The organism is Robiginitalea aurantiaca (assembly GCF_030380815.1).
GTDB lineage: Bacteria > Bacteroidota > Bacteroidia > Flavobacteriales > Flavobacteriaceae > Robiginitalea > Robiginitalea aurantiaca.
Genome location: NZ_JAUDUY010000003.1, coordinates 559,198 through 580,430, shown reverse-complemented (window position 1 = coordinate 580,430; position 21,233 = coordinate 559,198). Strand labels below are relative to the sequence as shown.

13 protein-coding genes are annotated in these 21,233 nt (G+C 47.8%); 6 read left to right on the top strand and 7 right to left on the bottom strand.

Features of this window, described 5'->3' with window-relative positions; translation table 11 throughout:
- Window positions 1–269 precede the first annotated feature (269 nt).
- A complete protein-coding gene (locus QU605_RS09000) occupies window positions 270–2,252 on the bottom strand; it encodes a putative porin (protein WP_289724955.1) in 1,983 nt (660 codons plus the stop codon).
- Window positions 2,253–2,435: 183 nt separating this feature from the next.
- Here QU605_RS09000 and QU605_RS08995 point away from each other — a divergent pair, with 183 nt between their 5' ends.
- The 3 genes from QU605_RS08995 to QU605_RS08985 all read left to right on the top strand — a co-directional run bounded on the left by QU605_RS08995 (window position 2,436) and on the right by QU605_RS08985 (window position 8,254).
- Complete coding sequence (locus QU605_RS08995; RefSeq protein ID WP_289724954.1) at window positions 2,436–6,800, top strand: thrombospondin type 3 repeat-containing protein; 4,365 nt, start codon at window positions 2,436–2,438, stop codon at window positions 6,798–6,800.
- On the top strand, window positions 6,797–7,519 hold the full coding sequence (locus QU605_RS08990; protein WP_289724953.1) for a hypothetical protein: 723 nt from the start codon (window positions 6,797–6,799) through the stop codon (window positions 7,517–7,519). Before QU605_RS08995 ends, QU605_RS08990 begins: the two co-directional genes overlap by 4 nt.
- Window positions 7,520–7,582: 63 nt before the next feature.
- Window positions 7,583–8,254: a hypothetical protein gene (locus tag QU605_RS08985; protein WP_289724952.1), complete on the top strand. Its 672-nt coding sequence runs from the start codon at window positions 7,583–7,585 to the stop codon at window positions 8,252–8,254.
- 407 nt (window positions 8,255–8,661) lie between these two features.
- On the opposite strand, the gene QU605_RS08980 is transcribed toward QU605_RS08985, so the two are convergent.
- The 3 genes from QU605_RS08980 to QU605_RS08970 are packed head-to-tail and all read right to left on the bottom strand — an operon-like array spanning window position 8,662 to window position 14,055.
- Window positions 8,662–9,489, bottom strand: coding sequence for a hypothetical protein (locus tag QU605_RS08980; RefSeq protein ID WP_289724951.1), 828 nt, complete (start codon window positions 9,487–9,489; stop codon window positions 8,662–8,664).
- Between the two features lie 18 nt (window positions 9,490–9,507).
- Entirely contained in the window at window positions 9,508–11,004 is a 1,497-nt protein-coding gene (locus QU605_RS08975) for a RagB/SusD family nutrient uptake outer membrane protein (protein WP_289724950.1), read from the bottom strand.
- Between the two features lie 12 nt (window positions 11,005–11,016).
- Window positions 11,017–14,055 (bottom strand): SusC/RagA family TonB-linked outer membrane protein, encoded by a 3,039-nt coding sequence (locus QU605_RS08970; RefSeq protein ID WP_289724949.1) that lies wholly within the window; start codon window positions 14,053–14,055, stop codon window positions 11,017–11,019.
- A 217-nt stretch (window positions 14,056–14,272) separates the two neighbouring features.
- Here QU605_RS08970 and rnhB point away from each other — a divergent pair, with 217 nt between their 5' ends.
- Together rnhB and QU605_RS08960 are read left to right on the top strand one after the other, a co-directional pair.
- On the top strand, window positions 14,273–14,869 hold the full coding sequence (rnhB, locus tag QU605_RS08965) for a ribonuclease HII (RefSeq protein WP_289724948.1): 597 nt from the start codon (window positions 14,273–14,275) through the stop codon (window positions 14,867–14,869).
- Window positions 14,870–14,899: 30 nt separating this feature from the next.
- Window positions 14,900–17,338 carry a hypothetical protein gene (locus QU605_RS08960; protein WP_289724947.1) on the top strand — a complete coding sequence of 813 codons (2,439 nt, stop codon included), beginning with the start codon at window positions 14,900–14,902 and terminating at the stop codon, window positions 17,336–17,338.
- 18 nt (window positions 17,339–17,356) lie between these two features.
- Here the strand turns inward: QU605_RS08960 and lipB are convergent, their stop codons facing one another.
- The 3 genes from lipB to QU605_RS08945 all read right to left on the bottom strand — a co-directional run bounded on the left by lipB (window position 17,357) and on the right by QU605_RS08945 (window position 19,285).
- Complete coding sequence (gene lipB / locus QU605_RS08955) at window positions 17,357–18,052, bottom strand: lipoyl(octanoyl) transferase LipB (RefSeq protein WP_289724946.1); 696 nt, start codon at window positions 18,050–18,052, stop codon at window positions 17,357–17,359.
- Window positions 18,053–18,071: 19 nt separating this feature from the next.
- Window positions 18,072–18,227, bottom strand: a complete 156-nt coding sequence (locus tag QU605_RS08950) for a YqaE/Pmp3 family membrane protein (protein WP_289724945.1) — start codon at window positions 18,225–18,227, stop codon at window positions 18,072–18,074.
- 152 nt (window positions 18,228–18,379) lie between these two features.
- Complete coding sequence (locus QU605_RS08945; RefSeq protein ID WP_289724944.1) at window positions 18,380–19,285, bottom strand: DUF302 domain-containing protein; 906 nt, start codon at window positions 19,283–19,285, stop codon at window positions 18,380–18,382.
- Window positions 19,286–19,526: 241 nt separating this feature from the next.
- Between QU605_RS08945 and lysS the strand changes: the two genes are divergently transcribed.
- Entirely contained in the window at window positions 19,527–21,221 is a 1,695-nt protein-coding gene (gene lysS / locus QU605_RS08940; RefSeq protein WP_289724943.1) for a lysine--tRNA ligase, read from the top strand.
- The last annotated feature ends 12 nt before the right edge of the window (window positions 21,222–21,233 follow it).

Below are 21,233 nucleotides of genomic sequence, written 5' to 3'. Positions count from 1 at the left end.
AGAGCTACGCTGTCTGTCAGTATGTCAATGAACTTCTCTTAAAACACCCCTCAAGTTCCCTCGAAAAGCGGGTGCAAATATAAAGAGGGTTTTTTGCTTCCACAAACCCTTTTCGAAAAAAAATCACATAAAACTTTGCCAAACTTTTATACGATTGATTTATAAAGGTTTACATTTTGATTTTTGCTAAAGAAAAAGCAATTAAAAACCTTCAGGGCAGTAGGCGTTCATTTTCAGAGAACCAAAAAAGCGAAGAAAAAAGCAGACTTTTAAGAAAAGAAGTTCCAAACCAATCCGAACCGGATCACAAAATCGCGGTAGGGATAATCGGGAGCTGCATAAAAACGGCTCTCAGAAAACGGCGAATTGAAGTGCTCCAGTTTGAAATAGATCCGCGCCTGTCGGATCCGTGCATTTATAAAGAAATCAAGGAGGGGGAAATTTCCATTCTCCTCCCGGTCCTGTACATAAAACTCAGCCATAAGTGGATTATAGCCATCCGTATAATACGATGTAAAATATTTGAAGGTAATCCCGGTTTGAATGAACATGGCCTTCTTAAAGACATCACTGGAGAAATAAAGTGTATTGCGGGTAATCAGGCTGGGGAGGTTCAAAACATTATCCGGCTGATCTACCTCCTGATATAGCAATGTATTGTTCAGCGCCCATTTCCGCCACTTGAATTCTTTCTCGTATTTAATCCTCAAGTGGTTGATCCGCGAGGATTCCTGAAAAGGTCGGATGAAACTTCTTTCCTCTCCTTCCTCGATGGCATCAGAATCCGCAACGGACCTGAAATAGGTGTAATTCTCTACAGAACTCAGTTGCCCTTCCAGGGTCCCCCATGTATCTGAAGCAAATCTCCCAAACAGGCTCTGAACCTGTTCGTTCTCAAAAACCCCGCTGTTATCCCAATTGTAATTCAGATAATCGGACTGATAGAGCAGGAAATTGAAATCAGGCTTTCGGGCAGAGTGATGAATCCCAGCGGTAAATACATGCTTATCCCGAATGGGCACTTCTATACTGGCGTCCAGGAACGATCCTGTGAGGTCACCGGACAGTCCTATACCTCCATCTGCCTGAATCCGAAAAGGTCCGAAGTCCTTCTTCCATTCGGCACCCCCGACCAGTTCTTCGCCAGTTAACCGATTCGGAATAATCACATCCGGAGTCTGTATAATACTCGTAAAATAATAACTGTAGTTAAACAGGCTCACTTTCGCCACAAGATTACCCAGAACTCTGTTTTCAAGCCCAAGTCGAAGTTCATTGTAGTACGTCTTGAGGAAGGCCTTGTCATCCACAGGCTGAAAAATCAGTTCACCAAAGTACTCGTTATTGTTATCCGACTGTATGTATTGATAATACTTCGACTCATAGCTGAACTGGTGCCCCAGGTTCAGGCTGCCGCGACGGGAAATACTGTCCTTCCTGCCCCCAAGGAGCCGCAGCTGATGGTCCAGAAAAAAGCGCTTGCCATTGACCCTGTTGGTCACATTTCGGAAACGCACATCTACTCTGGAACGATCCGTAAAGTCCGGATTGCCGGATTCGAACTGGTCTTCTTTATTCAGAAGCCCACCATTTTCCTGACCCCGTATATCCTGGCTCACATAGTGCGTCCTCATTCGGTACAGGCCATTTTCGGTACTGTAATTTAAGGTCGTGCGAAAATTCCCGGAGGTCATTTCGTCCTCCCTGTATTTACCCAGGGAGCGGAAGCCCTTATAGGCAATGGAAAAATTTAGCCTGCGTGAGGTGTTGAACGTCAGCACTGCATCCAGGAGCTGCCCCCTTTCGAGGGTCGTTTTAAAGAACAGCTCCGTCATGGGTGTCGCGACATTATAATAGGAGATATCTTCGATTTCGTAATAATTGAAATGGCGTGCCCGGGCCCCGATCTGTGGGTACCATTTTACCTTATTCAAATTGACTCCCAGCCGGTTATAGGGCTGGCCGATATTTGAAAAAGGCATCAGTTCAAAATCGTCACGTCGAAGGTAATTGTACCTATACTCTTTTTGTATGGTCAGGGAAGTATCCAGATAGGTTGTATCCCTGGCATGCGAAATTATCTTATAGTCCTTGATGGTGAGGGTATCCGCCGGATCTTCTGATTTTTCAGGGTTGAAAGCTCTTTTCTTTAATCTGCTGGTATCCTGTTTTCGACTGGAGGGCCGAACATCCTCCTGTCCAGAGACGGAAAGACCAAAGAGCAGAATCAGGAGCACAAGTAAGGACCGCATAGTGGACATCTTCGAGGCAAAGGTACTTTTTTTGTTCAGATTGCAACAGATTTCACAAAAGCCCGATGCAACGCGTAAACAATGACTGGAGGATCACTGAAAATCTTATCTTAAATAAGCGATTGATGAACGTCAAAAATTGAAAAACTCCTGATTTTTCAGCATCTTTATAAAAAAATTGTTATGAACCGGTTCCTAATGCTATGCTGCCTTTTGGCAGGGGGGGTGCTATTCGCCCAATCGGACCAAAACGCACCTTCTCTTCAGGATGAGAATGGCATATCCCCTATTTTTTCGAATTCCCCAGGCAAAGCGATCAACCTGATAGAATATCAGCAAGCACTGCAGTCGTACTGGAAAGATCGGGATCGGTCTAAAAAGGGAAGTGGATATAAGCCCATGAAGCGCTGGGAATTTTATTGGAGCTACCTGGCGGACCAACAGGGTAATCTGCCCACTTCCAAACAACTTTGGGATAGCTGGAAATCAAAACAAAACCTGGCGGGTAAAGATCCAAATCCCGTTGCCGACTGGAATACGGTTGGCCCTGTGGATGTCGGAGTATTCTCTGGAAGACTTCCCGGAACCGGAAGGATAAATGCCATAGCTGTTGATCCGAACAACCCAGACATTTGGTATGCAGGTGCCCCGGCCGGCGGCATCTGGAAATCGACAAATGCCGGAGGGAGCTGGAACAACCTGTTCGATGATTTCCCACAAATTGGTATATCCGGAATTGCGATAGACCCGAACAACTCAAATACCATTTACATCACCACAGGAGATGATGATGCAGCGGATTCCTACAGCATAGGTGTTTTTAAGAGTACAGATGGGGGACAATCCTGGAATGAAACCGGACTGAACCCATCGAATACCAATGAGAATTCCCTGATGAATGAAGTGGTGATCGACCCCACCAATTCAAATATCATATGGGTAGGCACGAGCAGTGGATTGTATAAGTCTACAGATGCAGGAAACACGTTTGACAGAGTTCAGACCGGGTATATTTCAGACTTTAAACTCAAACCCGGTGATCCGAACACCGTTTACGCCGTTGCCAATGCCCATATTGGCGGCCGTGGAAATGCTACTGCCTTTTATAAATCTACAAATGGAGGGGGCGATTTTGATGCGGTATTAGATGAAGACGGGGTGCTTCCTACTTCGGCCGGGAGGGTCGTCCTGGGCGTCACCCCGGCGAATCCCGAATTCCTTTATGTCCTTGCGGCCAATACCAGCAGCCAGAATTTCACTTTTCAGGGTCTGTACAAATCAGAAGATAGCGGGGTAACCTTTGACGAAAGTCCAAACACCACGAACATCATGGAGTCTTCCCAGGCATGGTTTGACCTGGCACTGGAAGTTTCCCCCACCAATGCGAATGAGTTATACATGGGCTGCCTCAATGTATGGAAGAGTACCAGTGGGGGCGACAATTGGTTCAAACTCAGTGAGTGGTTTATCAATGATGATTCCTATACGCATGCAGACATCCATACCCTAAAATTTTTCAACAACAGGCTCTTTGCCGGTACTGATGGCGGGATTTACATCTCTGAAAATGCAGGAAGCACTTTCAGGGACGTGACCAACGGAATGGCTATCGGGCAGTTTTACAAATTAACCGTCTCGCCAAAAGATGCCACCAAAATGATCGGGGGCCTGCAGGACAACGGGGGACAGATCTTAAATCAGGGGAATTGGAATGGTTACCACGGGGGAGACGGCATGGATAATGTGATCGACCCGAATAATGATAACCTCGTATACGGATTTACCCAGTTTGGAGGTACCCTGAATATCTCCTCGGACTCAGGCCAGTCCATCGGAGTGGTCCGGCCACCCCGGGATGGGCAGGGCAACCTGCTGAATGGCAACTGGATTACACCACTGGCCATAGGCGGTGACGGGTCGGTATACGCTGGTTTTGATGGGGTATATAAACTCATGGGCAACAGCTGGGAAAAAGTTTCCACCAATGATTTTGGAGGTACGGATCAGGGAGATGTATTGGAAGACCTGATCGTCGATCCCACCAACCCGGAGGTATTGTATGCGGCCGAAGACACTTTTGTGTATCGAAGCGATGACGGGGGTGAGACCTTCAGGGCATTTTTTAACGCAGATTTTACCATTTCAGACATTGCAGTGGACACCGACGATGGCTCAGCCATTTATGTGATCACCTCGCTTCGCGTAGGCATCCGTCAAAGCAGGCAGTTGAGCGATACCCAGCGCAAGGTCTGGAAAGTTCCGGTTTCAGCGAGCGGGGATGCCGGGAGAGAAATAGACTACACCTTTGATCTGCCCGAAGATCAGGCACTTTTTGCAATCGTACATCAGGGAAGGCATACCGATAATCCAGTCTATGTGGGCACCAGTTTAGGGGTTTATCGCATAGACGACGCCATAATTGCAGCCGCCGAGGCCGCAGAAACTGACCCGCAGTGGGAACCCTATTTTCAAGGTTTACCCAGTACAGCTGTCAGTGATTTGGAAATTACCCTGGACGACGAAATTATTACTGCCAGTACATATGGACGGGGGGTATGGCAGTCTCCTATCCCGGTTCAAATACCTGACGATGACATCCGGTTGTCAAGCCTGAGTCCGGCCAACGGGGCTGTATTATGCGGAAGCTTCGTCCCGGAGATCACCGTTGAGAACAACGGGATCAACCCCATAACAGAAGTTGAAATCGCGTATTCCATCAATGGGGATGATCAAAATCCAATAACGGAAACCCTTAGCCTTCAGAACGGACAAGCTACGGAGATCAGTCTGCCTTCAGTAAGTATTTCCCAAATTGGGGAAGTCCAACTAGAGGTTCGTGTTACTGTAGATGGCGATACCTTCGCTGACAACAATGCAGTCACCCATACCTTCTACATCAATGAAGCCGATGTCGCCAATGAAACAAATGACTTTGAAGGGGCCGGGACCGCATTGCTGACCTTTAATGAAGGTGAGGATGCTGTACTCTGGGAAAAGGGCATTCCTTCGGGAACTGTGCTGAACCAGGCGGCTTCCGGCACAGAAGTTTACGGCACCAATCTCGATGGGAACCACGGGGATGGGATAAAGGCGTATTTGTTTACCCCATGCTACGATCTGTCAGAAGTTTTGGCACCGGTTTTGCGGTTTCAGATGGCCTATGAACTGGAACAGGATTTTGACATTGTTTATGTGCAATATTCCACGGATCAGGGAAGTACCTGGAGCGTGCTGGGTTCCGTAAACAGCCAGCCAAACTGGTATACCAGTGACCGGACAAACGAAAGTTCCGGGGCTGCTGATGACTGTCAGAATTGTCCGGGGGCCCAATGGACCGGGACCAACGCCACGCTGACAGAATATGCCTATGATTTTGTAGCAAATGCGGCCCTGGGCGAACCGGATTTAACCCGGGAAACCGATGTGGTCTTCCGCATTGTATTTCATTCAGATCCCCTGGAGAACGAAGAAGGCGTGGTGATCGATGACCTTTCACTCACCGGGTTTGAAGACGACGAGGACGATGACAACGATGGGATTTTGGATGCGGATGACAATTGCCCGCTTGTGGCCAATGCCGACCAGGCGGATAACGACGGGGACGGCCTTGGAGACTTATGTGATCCGGACGATGATAACGACGGTATCCCTGATGTGCAGGACAACTGTCCAAAAACTGCCAATCCCGGACAAGAAGACGCCGATAGTGATGGCGTAGGCGATGTATGCGATGAAGATGAAGACAATGACGGGGTTCCGAATGACCTGGACAATTGTCCGGGTACGGAAGCGGGAGTTGTTGTTGGCCTGGACGGCTGTCCGGTCTTTACCCTCCCCGCAACAAACTTTCTGGTCCAGACACAGGGAGAAAGTTGTCGCTCCTCCAACAATGGGAGTATTACCATTGAGGCATCCGAAACCCTGGACTATATTGCCACGCTTAGTGGAGAAGGGGTAAACGACACAAAGGAGTTTACGGCAAACACTGATTTTGAAAATCTGAATTCCGGGACCTATACCCTATGCCTTACAGTTTCGGGAGAACCCGATTTTGAGGTCTGCTATGATCTGGAGGTCCCTGAGCCTGAAGATCTGTCTGTCAGTGGTAAGGTCAGTACCCTTGGAAAAGAGATTACCCTGGATTTAAAAGGAGGCAAACAGTACAGCATCCTTTTGAATGGTCAGCGGTACCAGACGACCGCCTCCCAGATTACGCTAAAACTGGATCGACCTGTAAACCAGTTGGAGGTTCGCACGGATCAGGAATGCCAGGGTATCTATACGCAGTCGATAAACCTTACAGAACAGCCCATTGCCCTGCCGAATCCGATTGATACGGGCGATCTGAGGGTTTTTGTTCCTGCTGAAGACGGGGCTAAAATCCGGGTTCGTATGTTCTCCATCACCGGAAGCAGCCTTCTGAATAAAGAAGTGGTGATCAATAAGGGTGAAATCCGAATTAATATGGATGGTTTTGCCAAAGGAGTCTACCTCCTCAATGTGACCCACCTGGAGCAATTATACAGTTATAAAATCATCAAGAGATGAACCGATTAAATTTTACAGCGACTTTCCTGCTCGCAGGAATTACATTCCTATTCCTTTCCTGTGGTGGTGATAGTAACGGTGGTGGAGATGGCGGAGGAGATCCCGACCCCATCCCGGCCCCTTCAGCCACTTCGCTGGTATTTCCGGACAATAATTCCGAATGTACGGAAGGAGATGTAATAAGCCCGACCCAGAGTCAGGTCGTATTTCAATGGAATGCCTCCCAAAACACGGATAGCTATCAGATAAACCTCAGGAACCTCAATTCCGGGACAACCTCAGTGACCAGCAGCACCGGAACTTCGTCCCCTGTCCTATTGCTCAGGGGCGTTCCCTACGAGTGGTTTGTGGTATCCCGGGCGAACGGCACTTCTGAAACTGCCAGCAGCCCTACCTGGAGATTTTTCAACGCAGGTCCGGGAATAAGCAATTACGCCCCTTTCCCTGCTCAGGCCGTAGCGCCCACAAGGGGTGCAACGCTCAGCACGACTCCCACGGTAGTCCTGGAATGGAGCGGGGCTGATGTGGACAACGATATCAGTAGATATACGATTTCCTTCGGCACGGAGAATCCGCCTCCGTTGTTGGAAACCGGAATTACCGGATCGACTTTGGAAACAAATGTGCAGTCCGGTAACACTTATTACTGGCAAGTTGCGACAATAGATTCAGCCGAAAACGTCACCAATTCGGAAGTTTTTGTATTCAGAGTCGAATAACACAGGACCTCAAACCCGGTATAATTTTTGCTTTTACCAATATGAATCTTTTAAACCTTTAAAATGAATAAAAAATATTTGCTATTTGGTCTTGGCCTTGCTTTGGCCGCATCACTTTCCGCCCAGACAACAAGTTTAGATCTCCCTTCGGAGTACCTGCGAAATAATACGTCCGGCGGCGTCAATGACAATCTTCCCGCAAACCTGGAAGGGTCGCCCTATCTCACGGATGATTTTGTAAGCGGAATGGTGTATACGGAAAACGAAAAGCCCTATCCTGCGATGATGCGCTATAACGCCTACCAGGACGAGATGCAAATCCAGGGGAATAATGGGATTTCTACCCTTTTTATGCGGGATTATGTCTGGGCAAAAGTAGGAGGCGAAATGTTTAAAATAGAGTCCTATGAAAAGGGGTCCGGCACATCAAAAGGGTATTTCGTGCAAATGAACGAAGGAGAGACCCGACTCCTGAAACGCTATAAAAAGGTCTTTATGGAAGCTGAACCCGCCACCTCATCGTATACCACCGATAAGCCGGCGAGGTTTGACGATGACATCAGATATTACCTGGCCCGCGAAGGCAGCCCGGCGAAGGAAATCAAGCTCAGGAAAAAGGATATCGAGAAAATCCTGGATTCAAAAGAGGCCCAGGACTACATCAAAAAGAACAAGCTAAAGCTTAGAACTGAAGAGGAGCTTTTGCAGCTCATCAATTACCTGAACGCCCTATAGTCAGGAACCAGGAACCAACGCCTAAAAACCTGCCCGAAAGGGCGGGTTTTTTTATGGGGCTATACGCTGGTTTATCCCCCCTATGAGCATTGGTGTTAGACACTTTGTTTTATCCCCTCCTTTGGAACTGAATACGGTTCAGCAACCCAAACGCAGCACGGCTTGTCTTCAATGCAGAAACATACTCCTGCAGACCTTTGCCCGCTCAATTTGAGTACTATCGAAATTAAACATCAATAAAACTGTATCCGGGAGCAATCGCGTCGCCCGAAGAAAAGGAAGACACTCTATCCTTACCGATTACTCGGCCTGAATTGGCTTAAGATTCCCGCAAGTATGCAAGAAGGAACAAATAAAAAAGCCCGCTTTGCGGCGGGCTTTTAAATTTATAAATAAAGGTATGGAGACTACTGTTTCGTCAGAACGAACTCATAAGGTCCGAACCCTCCAAGAGGACCACTAACCGTTACACTGCCTTCACTCTCGTTAAACACAGCCTCTTCAATAGCGAGGTCGGCAAAACCACCGGCCAGACTCAATGGCAGTGGAGAAAACTCGACTGCACCAGGGCATGGGAGTAAGGTCATTACCGTACCATCGGGAATGTACTCGTTGAACCCGGCGGAATTCGTGATTACCACTTTTGTTCCGGTTTCATCTCCTGGTTGTGGAACCATCTCAATCTGATAACTCTGACCAAAAGCCCCTGAAAGTGTCAGGCCTTCGTTTACTCCAGAAGTGAAGACTTCGTCCACGTCGAAAGTACCCGTAAATTGACCGAGGTCTACAGGACAGTCATCATCAATTAAGGTCACAGTTCTTGTATTAGATTCCACCCCTGTTCCATCAATTCCCACTGGAAGGCTACTTCCGGTGGTCAGTTCAAGGACGATATCCATATCCCCGTCAACAACAACATTGTCAATAGGGGTAATAACGATTTCGCCGCTAAATTCTCCTGCAGGAATCTCGAGGCTACCGCTTGATGGCTCAATAACAAACCTGGAAGGGTCGTCTGCAGTTACCGTGAAATTAACGGTAACCCCATTTGGGTTTTCCCCGGCTCCTACAAGAACCGTTGTTACATTGGGACCTTCAGGAGCACCTTCAGCAATTGTCCCTGAAGTGCTGGAAAATTGAAGATAACCTGCACCCGGATCGTATACCACAAGGTCTTCCTCGCAAGACACGAGCATTCCCAGGCTGGCAAAAAGGATATAAAAATATTTTTTCATCATTTTAGCTTTTATTGGTTAGTATCCTGGGTTTTGTTGCTCGCGCAATCCAGGGTTTCCATTGAATTCGATAATTGGCAATGGAAGTGTAAATCTGAAATCATCCGCAGAAAGCGTACACGCACCATTAAAGGCACAATCGATCGGATCCTTAAGCACTCCCTGGTTTGCCCGTGCTCCAAGGCGCTTCAGGTCCAGGTAACGGTGTCCTTCATAGGCCAGCTCTACTCTTCGCTCATCAAGGATCGCTGCATAGGCCTCTGTCTGGGAACCAAAGCTTGGGGCGGTTGTGTCTTCTCCAAAGCGGGCATCCCTGATGTCTTTGATCAGCCCGGCGGCAACGCCAAGATTCCCCTGGGCTACAGCAGCCTCAGCACGAATCAGATACATCTCAGAAGACCTGAAGATTTTCAGGTCGTTCATCAACGGTTGTCCTTCAGAACCGGGGTACTTCTGGATCACCAGGATATCCGTTGCCGGATTCTGGTTTACCTCATAATCCGGGTCGATCAAACTGGATGGGGCCACGATAACATCGTACCGAACATCATTTGGATCGATAATGTTGAACAAAGATCGTCCCATCTCGAAATACGGCGATCCGGAAAGGGTTGCGTCAACAAATGCAAATCGGGCACCTGCCCAACCACCTGCAAAGGCGCTTCCTGTCGTTCCCTGTCCGTCAAAGTTATCGTTAGCCGTACGCTCAAGTTTGAAAATGACTTCACCGTCAGACTCGTCGAGGAACATCGCTTCGTACTCCGCCCGGTTAGCCAAAGGATACTTATCGATCAGTTGCTGGCTCAGTGTCGCTGCAAGCGCATAATTCTCACGATATGCCGCAATTCGCGCTCTAAGCGCTGTAACGAAGTCCTTGTTGATACGTGTCTTGTTGGCGGTATCATCCGATAACAACCCATTGGCCCGATTAAGGTCTGCCTGGATCAGTTCAAAAGTCTCCCCATTCGTATTTCTCAGCAACTGCTGGTCAATGGTAGGTACAAAATCAAGATTGATAACACTTAATGCACTATCATCTGCGTAATCTGTACTGTAATAAGACAGGAGGATAAAATGTCCCCATGCTCTCAAGGCATAAGCCTCACCGAGTACCTGATCGTAAAGTTCAGGATCCTCTGCAATTTCCTCAGGATCCAGGTTCTCAGCAGCCTCGATTAATCGGTTAGCCGCATTGAGCTGATCGTACCCATTGGTCCAGAAAACCTGGGAAGCAGCGCTCCCCGCATTGAGTACAAACCCGTAATCGGCTAAACCTTGACCACCATTGTCAAAACCGATAGACAATTCATCCGTAAAGATCGACTGAAATGCTATGTCCGTTGAAATGTCGTAGTTGTCATAGACTCCGAACAAACCGGCCTGCAAATCATCAACAGACTGAAAAGCTGCTTCTGCATCCAGACGTCCTGGCTGTTGGATATCAATGGCGTCGTTACAGGCAACCAGGCCGGCAACAGCACCAAATGTCAGTAGTATATTTTTAATTTTTTTCATCGCTCTGTTTTTTTAAAATCCTAATTCAACTCCTAAGGAAATTATCCGAGGGGTTGGGTAAAGCCTGGAGGTGTTATTTTGAGCCTCGGCGTCAAACCCTCTCCACTTTGTCCATGTAAACAGGTTCTCCGCATTTCCAAAAATCCGAAGCCTGGAAAAACCGGTTTTCTCGATGAACCTTTGTGGGAAGTTATATCCCAACTGAAGGAATCTCAAACGTACATAATCTGCTTCTCTCAGGTAACGGTCTGAGGTAAACGCTGCACGGTTAAACGCATCGTAGGAGGGAATATCCGTAACACGGTTTTCTGGAGTCCATGCCCGCAGCAAGTCCCTGGTAGTTCGGAATTGCCCAATGTTATCCGGGTTCTGGAATCCTGAAAGGTCATTGTCAAATCGATCAACACCAGTCACATAATTGAACTGTGTCGTCATGAAGAAACCTTTGAAATCCATATTGAATCCAAAACTTCCCTGCCATTTCGGAATAAGGTTTTTACCAAGCCAAACCCGATCCGTATCTGCATCAGGGTTTTCTGTAACATCTCCGTCTGCAGTGAGGAATAAAAGATTCCCGTTTGCAGGGTTAACGCCTGCATAACGCAGGAGGAAGTATTCATTGAAAACACCACCATTTCTAAGTCCTACACGGTTGTCATTTGCATTTAAAACCTCTCCGTTGTCTGTAGGAACGTTAGCGATTTCGGTTTCGTTAAAGTTTCCGACTCCGTTCAAGGTCAGGTTAAACCCATCAGCCTTGGTGCTGCGGATCACATCCCAATTCAGGGTAAAATCAAATCCGCGGTTAAAAAGTTCCCCTGTGTTCGCATCCAGGGAGGTTACACTGTTAATAGCGGAAACCGGAGTGCTCTGGAAAAGGTCTGACGTCTTCTTGTCATAGTAATCCACAGTTCCTCTAACCTTAGAGTCGAACATTTGAAAGTCAACCCCCACATCGAATTGTGTTACGGTTTCCCATCTCAGCGTGGTGTTTGCAATCTGGCTCAGGAAAAGTGAGTTTTGATTCGCATAACCTGTACCCGTTGCGAAAAAGTTTTCCGTAAGGTCAGGAGCAGAGAAGTAGGTTGTTCCAGAAATTCGCTGGTTACCCGCTGTACCATAAGAGGCACGGAGTTTCAACTGATCGAAAACCGATCCATCCATAAAGGCCTCATTGTGGATGTTCCAGCGACCGGCAACAGAATAGAAGGTCGCCCATTTGTTACTTCCTGCAAAACGATAGGAAGCATCCCGACGAATCGTCCCCGTAAACCCATAACGCGTGTCATAATCGTAATCTGCTTGCGCAAAGTACGAGAAGAGTCCAGCGTTGAGGATTTGAGCATTAGCCGTATCGACGAAAAGAAGTGCCTGAGCGTCCTGGTCGAAGCGGACCGGGATCAGACCGGAACCATCTCCCGGATAGAAGGTCTTGGGATCCAAACCATTGGCAAAATAACCAAACTGCCGGAAGTGTGCTTTAAAGTATTCCGTATAAACCCCAGCATCTACTGAGTGACGTCCCCAGCTATTTGCATAGTTCAGGGAAGTTACCTGGTTATAGGTAAACTGGCGTGTACTTGATTGTTGCTGGAAACCAGAAGTCGGGTTCTCTGCACCTCCAAAAAGAAGGGCGTTGAAAGACTCGGGTCCTTCAGCCCGGGTGAGGAATTCACTTTGATAATCCGCACTCATTACAATATTTGCAGTGAGTTCAGGAGTGATTTTGTAGTGGGCATCAAAACTCCCGATGATCTTAACCTCGTCTTCCCTCCTGGTATAAGTGAGCAACCTGTCCAATAAGAACAGTGGTGTATTGGAAAACAACAGTGGAGAAAGTAAGTCTTCACCATTGGTATAATCGTCCGGTGTGATGTAAGGAACGGACTGATAGGCCCCAAGGATATAGTTCCTGTTAATACCGGAACCACCAATCGCATTCGGTTCGTTGGATTCAGAATAGTTAATGGAGAGGTTTGTCCCATAGTTGAAGCGCTCATTTTCGGACCTACCGGTAACATTGTTCCGGATGCTGAAACGCTTCAGGTCAGAATCCTGAAGAATACCTTCCTGATCAAAATACCCCAGAGAGGTAAACTGCGTGAAATTCTTACCCCCACTTTGTAAGGTGAGGTTGTGGTTCTGCGTAAGACCTGTTCTGAAAAAGAAATCCGCCCAGTCAAAAGTTGGGGCAGCTGCAATTTCCTGGGGAGTAAGTGTAGCACCCCTTCCGGCACCTCTCTGATTCTCCAGAGTCAATTGTTCCTGGGAATCCATCAGGTTGTAGTCGTTATCCTGCAGGCTACTGTAACTTAAGATACCTGTATAATTAATCGCAAGAGGTGTGTTGAATTTTCCTCTCTTGGTTTTGATCAGGATAACCCCGTTTGCACCCCTGTTACCATAAACAGCGGTAGCACCAGCATCCTTAAGTACGTCGACAGATTCGATGTCCTGAGGGTTGATACTCCTGAAGTTGTCCTCATCTACGGGTGTGCCATCGATGATGTAAAGCGGAGCCGTGTTTCCGTTAATGGAGTTCACACCACGCAGCCGAACTGTTGGAGCCGCTCCCGGCTGACCACTTCCCGTGCTGATGTCCAGACCCGCTACCTGACCGGATAGGGTTTGAATCACGTTAGCATTGGGTCGGTTCTCAATGGTTTCGGCAGAAACCGTTTGGGAAGCAATACTGGATTTTTCCCTGGTAGCAGTACGGTACCCCTGAACTACTACTTCTTCAAGTGCCTCAGCATCTTCCTGCATCTGAACATTGATGACATTGGCCGTTCCGACATTTCTGTCAACGGTTTTCTGCCCAATGTAAGTAAAGCGAAGCGTCTCATTAGAATTTACCCTGATGGAGTAGTTCCCATCGAAGTCTGTTTGTGTTCCCCGGGCTGTACCTACTACAACCACCGAAACTCCGGGTAACGGGACATTATCCTGGTCCACTACATTACCCGAAACCGCTCTCTCCTGTGCAAAGGAGAAAGAAAGACTCAATAGCACCAAAAGCGGTGTTAGAATCCATGAAAGTTTTGATCTCATTTAATTGATGTTTTGAATTAGCCGTCGCAAAAATCTCAATTCTGTGTAACTTTTCCAAAGAAGTTCGCCCCTCTCAACGCTCAAATGTTAAAGAATTCCCTTCTTTTACATTTTCCATTCTATTTTTGAAAATTATCTGCATATTCATCAAAACTTTAACTTTTTTGTTGAATATTATTCTTTTTTAATTAAACAAAACGTTTGCGTAAACTTAAATATGCTTAAACCCTTCTACAATTGTTTCCTCGAAGCTGGTACAGATGAAGCGGGAAGAGGCTGTCTTGCCGGCCCCGTTACGGCAGCAGCAGTCATCCTTCCGGAGGGTTTTGAGCATGCGCTCCTCAACGATTCCAAAAAAGTCTCCGAGGCCCATCGGAAAGAACTGGCTTTCCTTATCCGAGAATCGGCCATTTCCTACGGTATTGCGCATGTTTCTCATACGACAATTGACCGCATCAATATACTAAACGCCTCTATCGAGGCGATGCACCAGGCACTCGACCAGCTTCAACCTCGGCCTCTTGCCATTGCTGTGGACGGTAACCGTTTTAAGCCCTATGGTAAAATACCCCATCAATGTCTCGTTCGGGGAGACGGCCGCTTTATGAATATCGCCGCAGCATCTATACTTGCAAAAACCAGCAGGGATGACCTTATGAGAGCCCTTGATAAGGAGTTTCCTGAGTATCATTGGGCCCGCAATAAGGGATACCCTACTCAGGCGCACCGGGATGCCTTGTTAAAATATGGGCCGACACCTCACCATCGAAAAAGTTTCAGATTAAAGGAAGAACAGTTGAAAATCAACTACTAGATAGTACTTTTGCTGGAAGAAAATCCCGGGATGTACACATATAGATTCCTCCTTTTCGTTAGCATGATGTATTTCGTGGCCTGCGCCCCGGAAATACCAGAAACGGTTCAGTCAGAAGAACTCATTCCCAGCTCTGCGACACTGGTCATGAAAATCAATAAGCCAGAGCAATTTATTTCGGAGTATCGGAATTCAGAACTTCTGAATACATTTCTGGGCAGTGAGGCCATCCCATGGCGACAATCCCTGCAAACCGTCCTGGAATTGGATCCACCTGCCGGATCCCTCCTCGTTTTGAGAGATTCGCTTATGGACCCGGGAGAGTGGTTATTGCTGCTCCCCGGGCTTCAGGTTGTGACCGATACGACTTTGGCCAGCGGATCAGAGGCATCTTCACCACTTTGGGATTTGCCTGACAGTACAAACCTCCACTTTGCCCATTTTCACAATGTTCCAGTACTCGCTTCCTCCCAACGCTATCTTAATCGGGTACTGCGGGAGCCGGCTGACAGGCCCGAAGGTATTCAGAAAACACTGGCTGCCTCAGGTCCTACAGCTATGGCCACCCTGTTACTCGCCCAGGGAACTCAGGACCCTTTCAACGATATCCCGATTCAAAAGAAGTCCCGAAATGCAGGGGGCTGGTCGTCATATGATATGCTTGCCGGCAGGAATTCCCTCGGGTTTCAGCGCATGGAAACCGAGACGGACAGCACCAAAGTGTCTGCTAACCTGCTCCGCTCCATTCCAGCTTTACCCCTTCAAAGGGCTGCCTCAATGATTCCGGGCAATGCAGACAGCTGGATTTGCTATACCCTCCAGGAACCCGGGCGATTTAGAGATAATCAAGCTATTCTGCTCAAAAACGAAAATCCAAATCTACTCCTGCTGGAAAGTGTGGAACAGCTCAGTGCTGTCGAAGTTGGCAATTCTCAAATCCTGATTCTACATACCCTGAATGCTTCGGTGATCGAAGAAGAATTACGTCCTTTCAAGGGTGAAGGCACAGATTTTCAAGGGGTTCTGATTTACACCCTGGAGGAAACCAATCTGCTGCATGATACTTTTGTCCATTTGCTCCCGAATTTACCCACCCCACGATTCTATGCCACCCTCGAAGATACTTTTATCTTCTCGGCATCCCTGGAAGCGATGCAGGGCCTGATCAGCCACAAGAATCGCAAGGATACTTTTGAGGCCACGCCGGAATTCGAAAAACTGAATCCTTCACTGGCATCCGAATCCAGTGTACTCCTTATTTCAAAGAATCCTGCAACCTCTGAGCTGATTGCCAGTTCCCCGGTTGTGACGGAACTCTCATCAGCCTTGTTTAAAAAACTCCCGGACGGATATATTCTCGGGTCCCAATGGAACCTTGAGAAATCCTTTAGTATCGGTTCTTATCTCTTTCTGGATAAGGATTTCCTGAGCAGGGGTAATGACGGGGTAGAAGAAGTGTTCACCGCAGACCTTGAAGCTCCTGCAATCACGCGGCCGCAGTTCCTTAAAAATCATCGGGACGGATCCATGGATATTGTCGTTCAGGATGAAAAAAACACCCTTTATCTCTTTTCGAACTCCGGCGTACTGCGATGGAAAAAAGATCTTGGAAGCCCCGTCCAGGGCGATATCAAACAGGTAGACCTCTTTCGAAATGGCCGACTGCAAATGGCCTTTACCACAAGCGACAAACTGATGGTTCTCGATCGGAACGGGAAAGAAGTATCTCCTTTCCCCAAGACCTTTAAAGGCGGTAACCTGAACCCTCTTGCAGTTTTCGATTATGAACAAAATCGAAATTATCGCCTGCTGGTCACCCAGGGGCCGAAAGTCTATATGTTCGACGGACAGGGCAGGACTGTTTCGGGTTTTAAACTGAAGGATACCGGAAGCCCTGTGATCTCCGAGCCAAAGCACTTTAGATTTGGAAGCAGGGATTACCTCGTATTTCAGCTCGAGAGCGGTGAGCTCAAGATCCTGAACCGTGTTGGGGATCGTCGGATCAGCGTGAAGGAACGCTTCGAATTTTCGGCAAATGGGGTCTTCGGATACCGAAACGGCTTTGCATTTACAGATCGAAAAGGAAACCTCATCAGTATCGATACCCGTGGTAAGATCGGCCGAACCGCCCTGAACCTGAGCCCGGATCACGGTATGGATGCGAGCACCAAAACCCTGACCCTGATGGATGACAACCGATTCCGCGTCAAGGCGAATGAAGCCACATTGGAACTCGGGGTCTACACCCCACCCCAACTGTTTTACCTCTACGACATTATCTATGTGGCCGTTACCGATCTGCAAAGCCAGCAGGTACATCTCTTCCGAAGTACCGCAAAGGAGCTCTCCGGTTTCCCGGTAGAGGGCAATGGCCTGGCGGATATCGCAGATATAGACAACGACCGGAATCCCGAACTGGTTGTTCCCTATCGGGATAACGGTATACGCGTATACCGGGTTCGACGATAAGCAGCTGGTTACCCAGTCTTATTCAGGAATCGTTTCAAATAAGGTTCGAAAGTGTTTTTTTAACCTCGATTTCACCTCGGTCATGGGTATATGACGGCCCAATTCCGCACTCAGGGACGTAACCCCCTTCCCCTTGATCCCGCAGGGAATCATCAAATCGAAATAGGAGAGGTCGGTGTTTACATTAAGTGCAAAACCGTGCATGGTGACCCAACGGCTGGCCCGCACACCCATCGCACATATCTTACGGGCCTGAGGTGTCCCCACATCGAGCCAAACGCCGGTTTCCCCTTCAGAGCGCCTGCCTTCCAAACCGTAATCCCCGAGGGTTCGAATAACCATTTCCTCCAGAAAACGGAGGTATTTGTGAATGTCGGTAAAAAAATTATCCAGATCCAGGATCGGATAGCCCACCACCTGTCCGGGACCATGGTAAGTAATATCCCCTCCCCTGTTGATCTTGTAGAAATTTGCACCCCTCTGGGAGAGTTCCGCTTCCGAAACCAGTAAATTACCGAGGTCCCCGCTTTTCCCCAGGGTATACACATGAGGGTGTTCCACAAAAATAAAGTGGTTGGGGGTAGGCAACTGGGTTCCTTGCCTCCTGTTCTGAATTTTGATATTCAGGATTTCCTGAAAACGCTCCTCCTGGTATTCCCAAACTTCTTTGTAATCCCTGAAGCCCAGGTCCTCATAGGTGATAACTTTATTCATGTTACAAAGGTACGGAAGCTTAATTAGGATTATTGAGGATAACGAGGGCAGCGATAACCCCGGGAACCCAACCGCAAAGGGTAAGCAGGAATACGATCAGAAAAGAGCCACACCCCTTTCCAATGACAGATAAGGGGGGGAAAATAATAGCCAGTAACACTCGCAGGAAACTCATAGCCGCAAAAATCGCAATTGATTTGCTTATTGGACACAAAACCGCCGCAATTGTTACACCTTAACACAAAAAACCCCCTCAAAAATTTAAAGGGGCTTTTTGTTCTAACCCAACAAAGCACTCCTGCTGGGACACCATCCTGGATCTCCCTTTCAGGAACCCGAGCCCAAAGGCATACAAACTGCTTCGAGGGCGTCTTCAATATCGCCAGGCGTGCTCATTATTTTCATAAAGGTCCCCATGGTTAAATCCGGCCAATGCAGGGCGATCCGGTATTTACCATGAAGCATGGTGGCCGTGTTGTTTTGTAAAATAATCTCATAGGGCATTGCGGCCACATGTTCCTCTCCGATTATGGGCAAGAAATGGGCTTCGCCATCCTCCTTGTCCATGAGGCCGACCCCAAAGACAGCAATTTTTCTGTCCGGGTAAACCAGTTGATACACTTTTAGGGTATTACCTTTCTTCGCTTTAAGATTGCTTTCAATGGTCCTTAGGCCCTCCTCAAAAGAGGTGTATTCCCCCAGCGTCACCGGATCGGTAAAATACGGCATCATTATTTTGTAATGATAATCCTTTAGCTTGTCCGCCTCCACGGTTCCTCCAAAGGGTTTGAAATCGGCACCGATAGACGACAAGGCTGTATTCAGATCTGCGGTAAAAGCTTCCAGTGTACTTTTGTAGGTTCCGTATGCCTCTCGCAAATAAGCCCTTAAAAGGTAGTCAGGATTGGTACAGGACACGGTAACCTTTCCTTCTTTAGCCACAAGGCCCACCTTCATTACAGCGCCGAGCGCTCCGCGGTCAGCGACCTTTACCACTGTGTTTTTTAGATCTTTTCGGGTAAATGCGATTACTTTCAGGGATCCCTTGTTGGCAGGGTGGTAGGTTCCCAACACCTCAAATCCCTCCTGATTCAGGGCATTCAAAATCCTTTCAGAAACGGTTTCTATCGTTTCCTGAGTTTCAACAACTTTAATGTACGGAGCCAGTTCCTGGCTGGTGAGGGTCAATATCCCTCCAAGTATCAGCAGGAATGCAAATATGTGATTTTTCATAATCCAGTTTATTTTATAGTATCAGGTTCTCATTGTGCTATTTTTCGGGTCAGTTCCATATCGGTGTTTTGGAGATAAAAGTGCCCGAGAAATTAATAGACAAAAGAAGCGATAAGAGGCTATAAATTCTATGAGTTTTATCATAAATGACCCGTAGGCGTTCACAGATTCCATCAATTAATAACAACCAGCTTTCCGCTTTTTTTAAATAATGTAATTTTGCGGCTTAAATCTTTAGGACATGCAACTTTCTGAGCAGGAAATCGTACGAAGAGAGAAACTAAAGCAACTCAGGGAGCTGGGTATCGATCCATATCCCGCCGCCATGTTTTCGGTTACGGAACAAACGATCGACATTCATGAAAACTTCGAAGAAGGCCGGAAGGTGGTCCTTGCCGGAAGGCTGATGTCACGACGTATTCAGGGAAAGGCTTCTTTTGCAGAATTACAGGATAGCGAAGGGCGGATTCAGCTGTACTTCAACCGGGACGAACTCTGTCCGGGCGCAGATAAAACCCTCTACAACGAAGTGTATAAAAAGCTCCTTGACATCGGAGATATCATCGGCGTTGAAGGCACACTCTTTAAAACACAAGTGGGTGAAAAGACAGTCCTGGTAACGGGCCTGACGGTTTTGAGCAAGGCGCTCAGACCCCTGCCCCTGCCCAAGAAGGATGCCGAGGGCCGTGTCTATGATGAATTTAACGACCCGGAACTAAGGTACCGACAACGCTATGTGGATCTGGTGGTCAATCCCCAGGTGCGGGAAACCTTTATTAAACGCACCCGGATAACGAACAGCATCCGAACTTTTTTTAATGACAAAGGGTATCTGGAAGTAGAAACGCCAATATTACAGCCCATCCCGGGAGGGGCGACTGCCCGGCCGTTTGTCACCCATCACAATGCCCTGAACATTCCGCTCTACCTGCGCATTGCCAATGAACTCTACCTGAAGCGCCTCATCGTAGGTGGCTTTGAAGGGGTCTACGAGTTTGCCAAGGATTTCAGAAATGAGGGGATGGACCGTACCCATAATCCGGAATTTACGGTAATGGAACTCTATGTGGCCTACAAGGACTACAATTGGATGATGGAGCTTACCGAACAATTACTTGAAAAAGTAGCAGTTGAAACTACAGGAAGCACCCAGGTTTCGGTAGGGGAACAGGAAATAAATTTCAAAGCCCCCTATCCCCGGGTGCCAATGCTCGAGGCCATCGAAACCCATACGGGTTATGATCTCACTGGGATGGCGGAAACGGAACTGAGGGAAGTTGCAGAAAAACTGGAACTTCCACTCGACCCTACCATGGGTTCAGGAAAAATTATCGATCATATTTTCGGGGATTTCTGCGAGCATCACTACGTACAGCCCACTTTTATCATTGACTATCCCAGGGAAATGAGCCCCCTGACCAAGGAGCACCGATCCAAACCCGGGCTTACCGAACGTTTTGAACTCCTGATAAACGGGAAGGAAATCGCCAATGCCTATTCGGAGTTGAATGATCCCATCGACCAGCGGGAACGTTTTGAAGAACAACTTCAGCTTTCTGAAAAAGGGGATGATGAGGCCATGTTTATCGATCAGGATTTTCTCAGGGCTCTGGAATACGGAATGCCGCCTACTTCCGGGATTGGAATCGGAATCGACCGCCTGGTGATGTTACTGACAAATAATGCCTCCATACAGGAGGTCCTGTTTTTTCCTCAAATGCGGCCCGAAAAGAAACCCCTCGACCTTTCGGAACAGGAAAAAACCATACGCGCACTTTTAAAAGCCGAGTCCCCGCTCCCTCTGGCAAAGCTCAAAGAGCAGGCCGGGCTTAGTAACAAAGCCTGGGATAAGGCGATCAAGGGCCTGACCAAGCTGGGGTTAGCCTCCGTTTCCAAAGAGGGTGAAACCCTGATGTGTTATTTAAAAGAGTCGTAGTATCTTAGGGCG

Excerpts from the sequence above, each read along its gene's own strand:
- QU605_RS09000 (WP_289724955.1), bottom strand. The coding sequence starts at position 2,252 with ATGCGGTCCTTACTTGTGCTCCTGATTCTGCTCTTTGGTCTTTCCGTC.
- QU605_RS08970 (WP_289724949.1), bottom strand. The coding sequence starts at position 14,055 with ATGAGATCAAAACTTTCATGGATTCTAACACCGCTTTTGGTGCTATTG.
- lipB (WP_289724946.1), bottom strand. The coding sequence starts at position 18,052 with ATGAATAAAGTTATCACCTATGAGGACCTGGGCTTCAGGGATTACAAA.
- QU605_RS08950 (WP_289724945.1), bottom strand. The coding sequence starts at position 18,227 with ATGAGTTTCCTGCGAGTGTTACTGGCTATTATTTTCCCCCCCTTATCT.
- QU605_RS08975 (WP_289724950.1), bottom strand. The coding sequence starts at position 11,004 with ATGAAAAAAATTAAAAATATACTACTGACATTTGGTGCTGTTGCCGGC.
- QU605_RS08985 (WP_289724952.1), top strand. The coding sequence starts at position 7,583 with ATGAATAAAAAATATTTGCTATTTGGTCTTGGCCTTGCTTTGGCCGCA.
- QU605_RS08945 (WP_289724944.1), bottom strand. The coding sequence starts at position 19,285 with ATGAAAAATCACATATTTGCATTCCTGCTGATACTTGGAGGGATATTG.
- rnhB (WP_289724948.1), top strand. The coding sequence starts at position 14,273 with ATGCTTAAACCCTTCTACAATTGTTTCCTCGAAGCTGGTACAGATGAA.
- QU605_RS08960 (WP_289724947.1), top strand. The coding sequence starts at position 14,900 with ATGTACACATATAGATTCCTCCTTTTCGTTAGCATGATGTATTTCGTG.
- lysS (WP_289724943.1), top strand. The coding sequence starts at position 19,527 with ATGCAACTTTCTGAGCAGGAAATCGTACGAAGAGAGAAACTAAAGCAA.
- QU605_RS08995 (WP_289724954.1), top strand. The coding sequence starts at position 2,436 with ATGAACCGGTTCCTAATGCTATGCTGCCTTTTGGCAGGGGGGGTGCTA.
- QU605_RS08990 (WP_289724953.1), top strand. The coding sequence starts at position 6,797 with ATGAACCGATTAAATTTTACAGCGACTTTCCTGCTCGCAGGAATTACA.
- QU605_RS08980 (WP_289724951.1), bottom strand. The coding sequence starts at position 9,489 with ATGAAAAAATATTTTTATATCCTTTTTGCCAGCCTGGGAATGCTCGTG.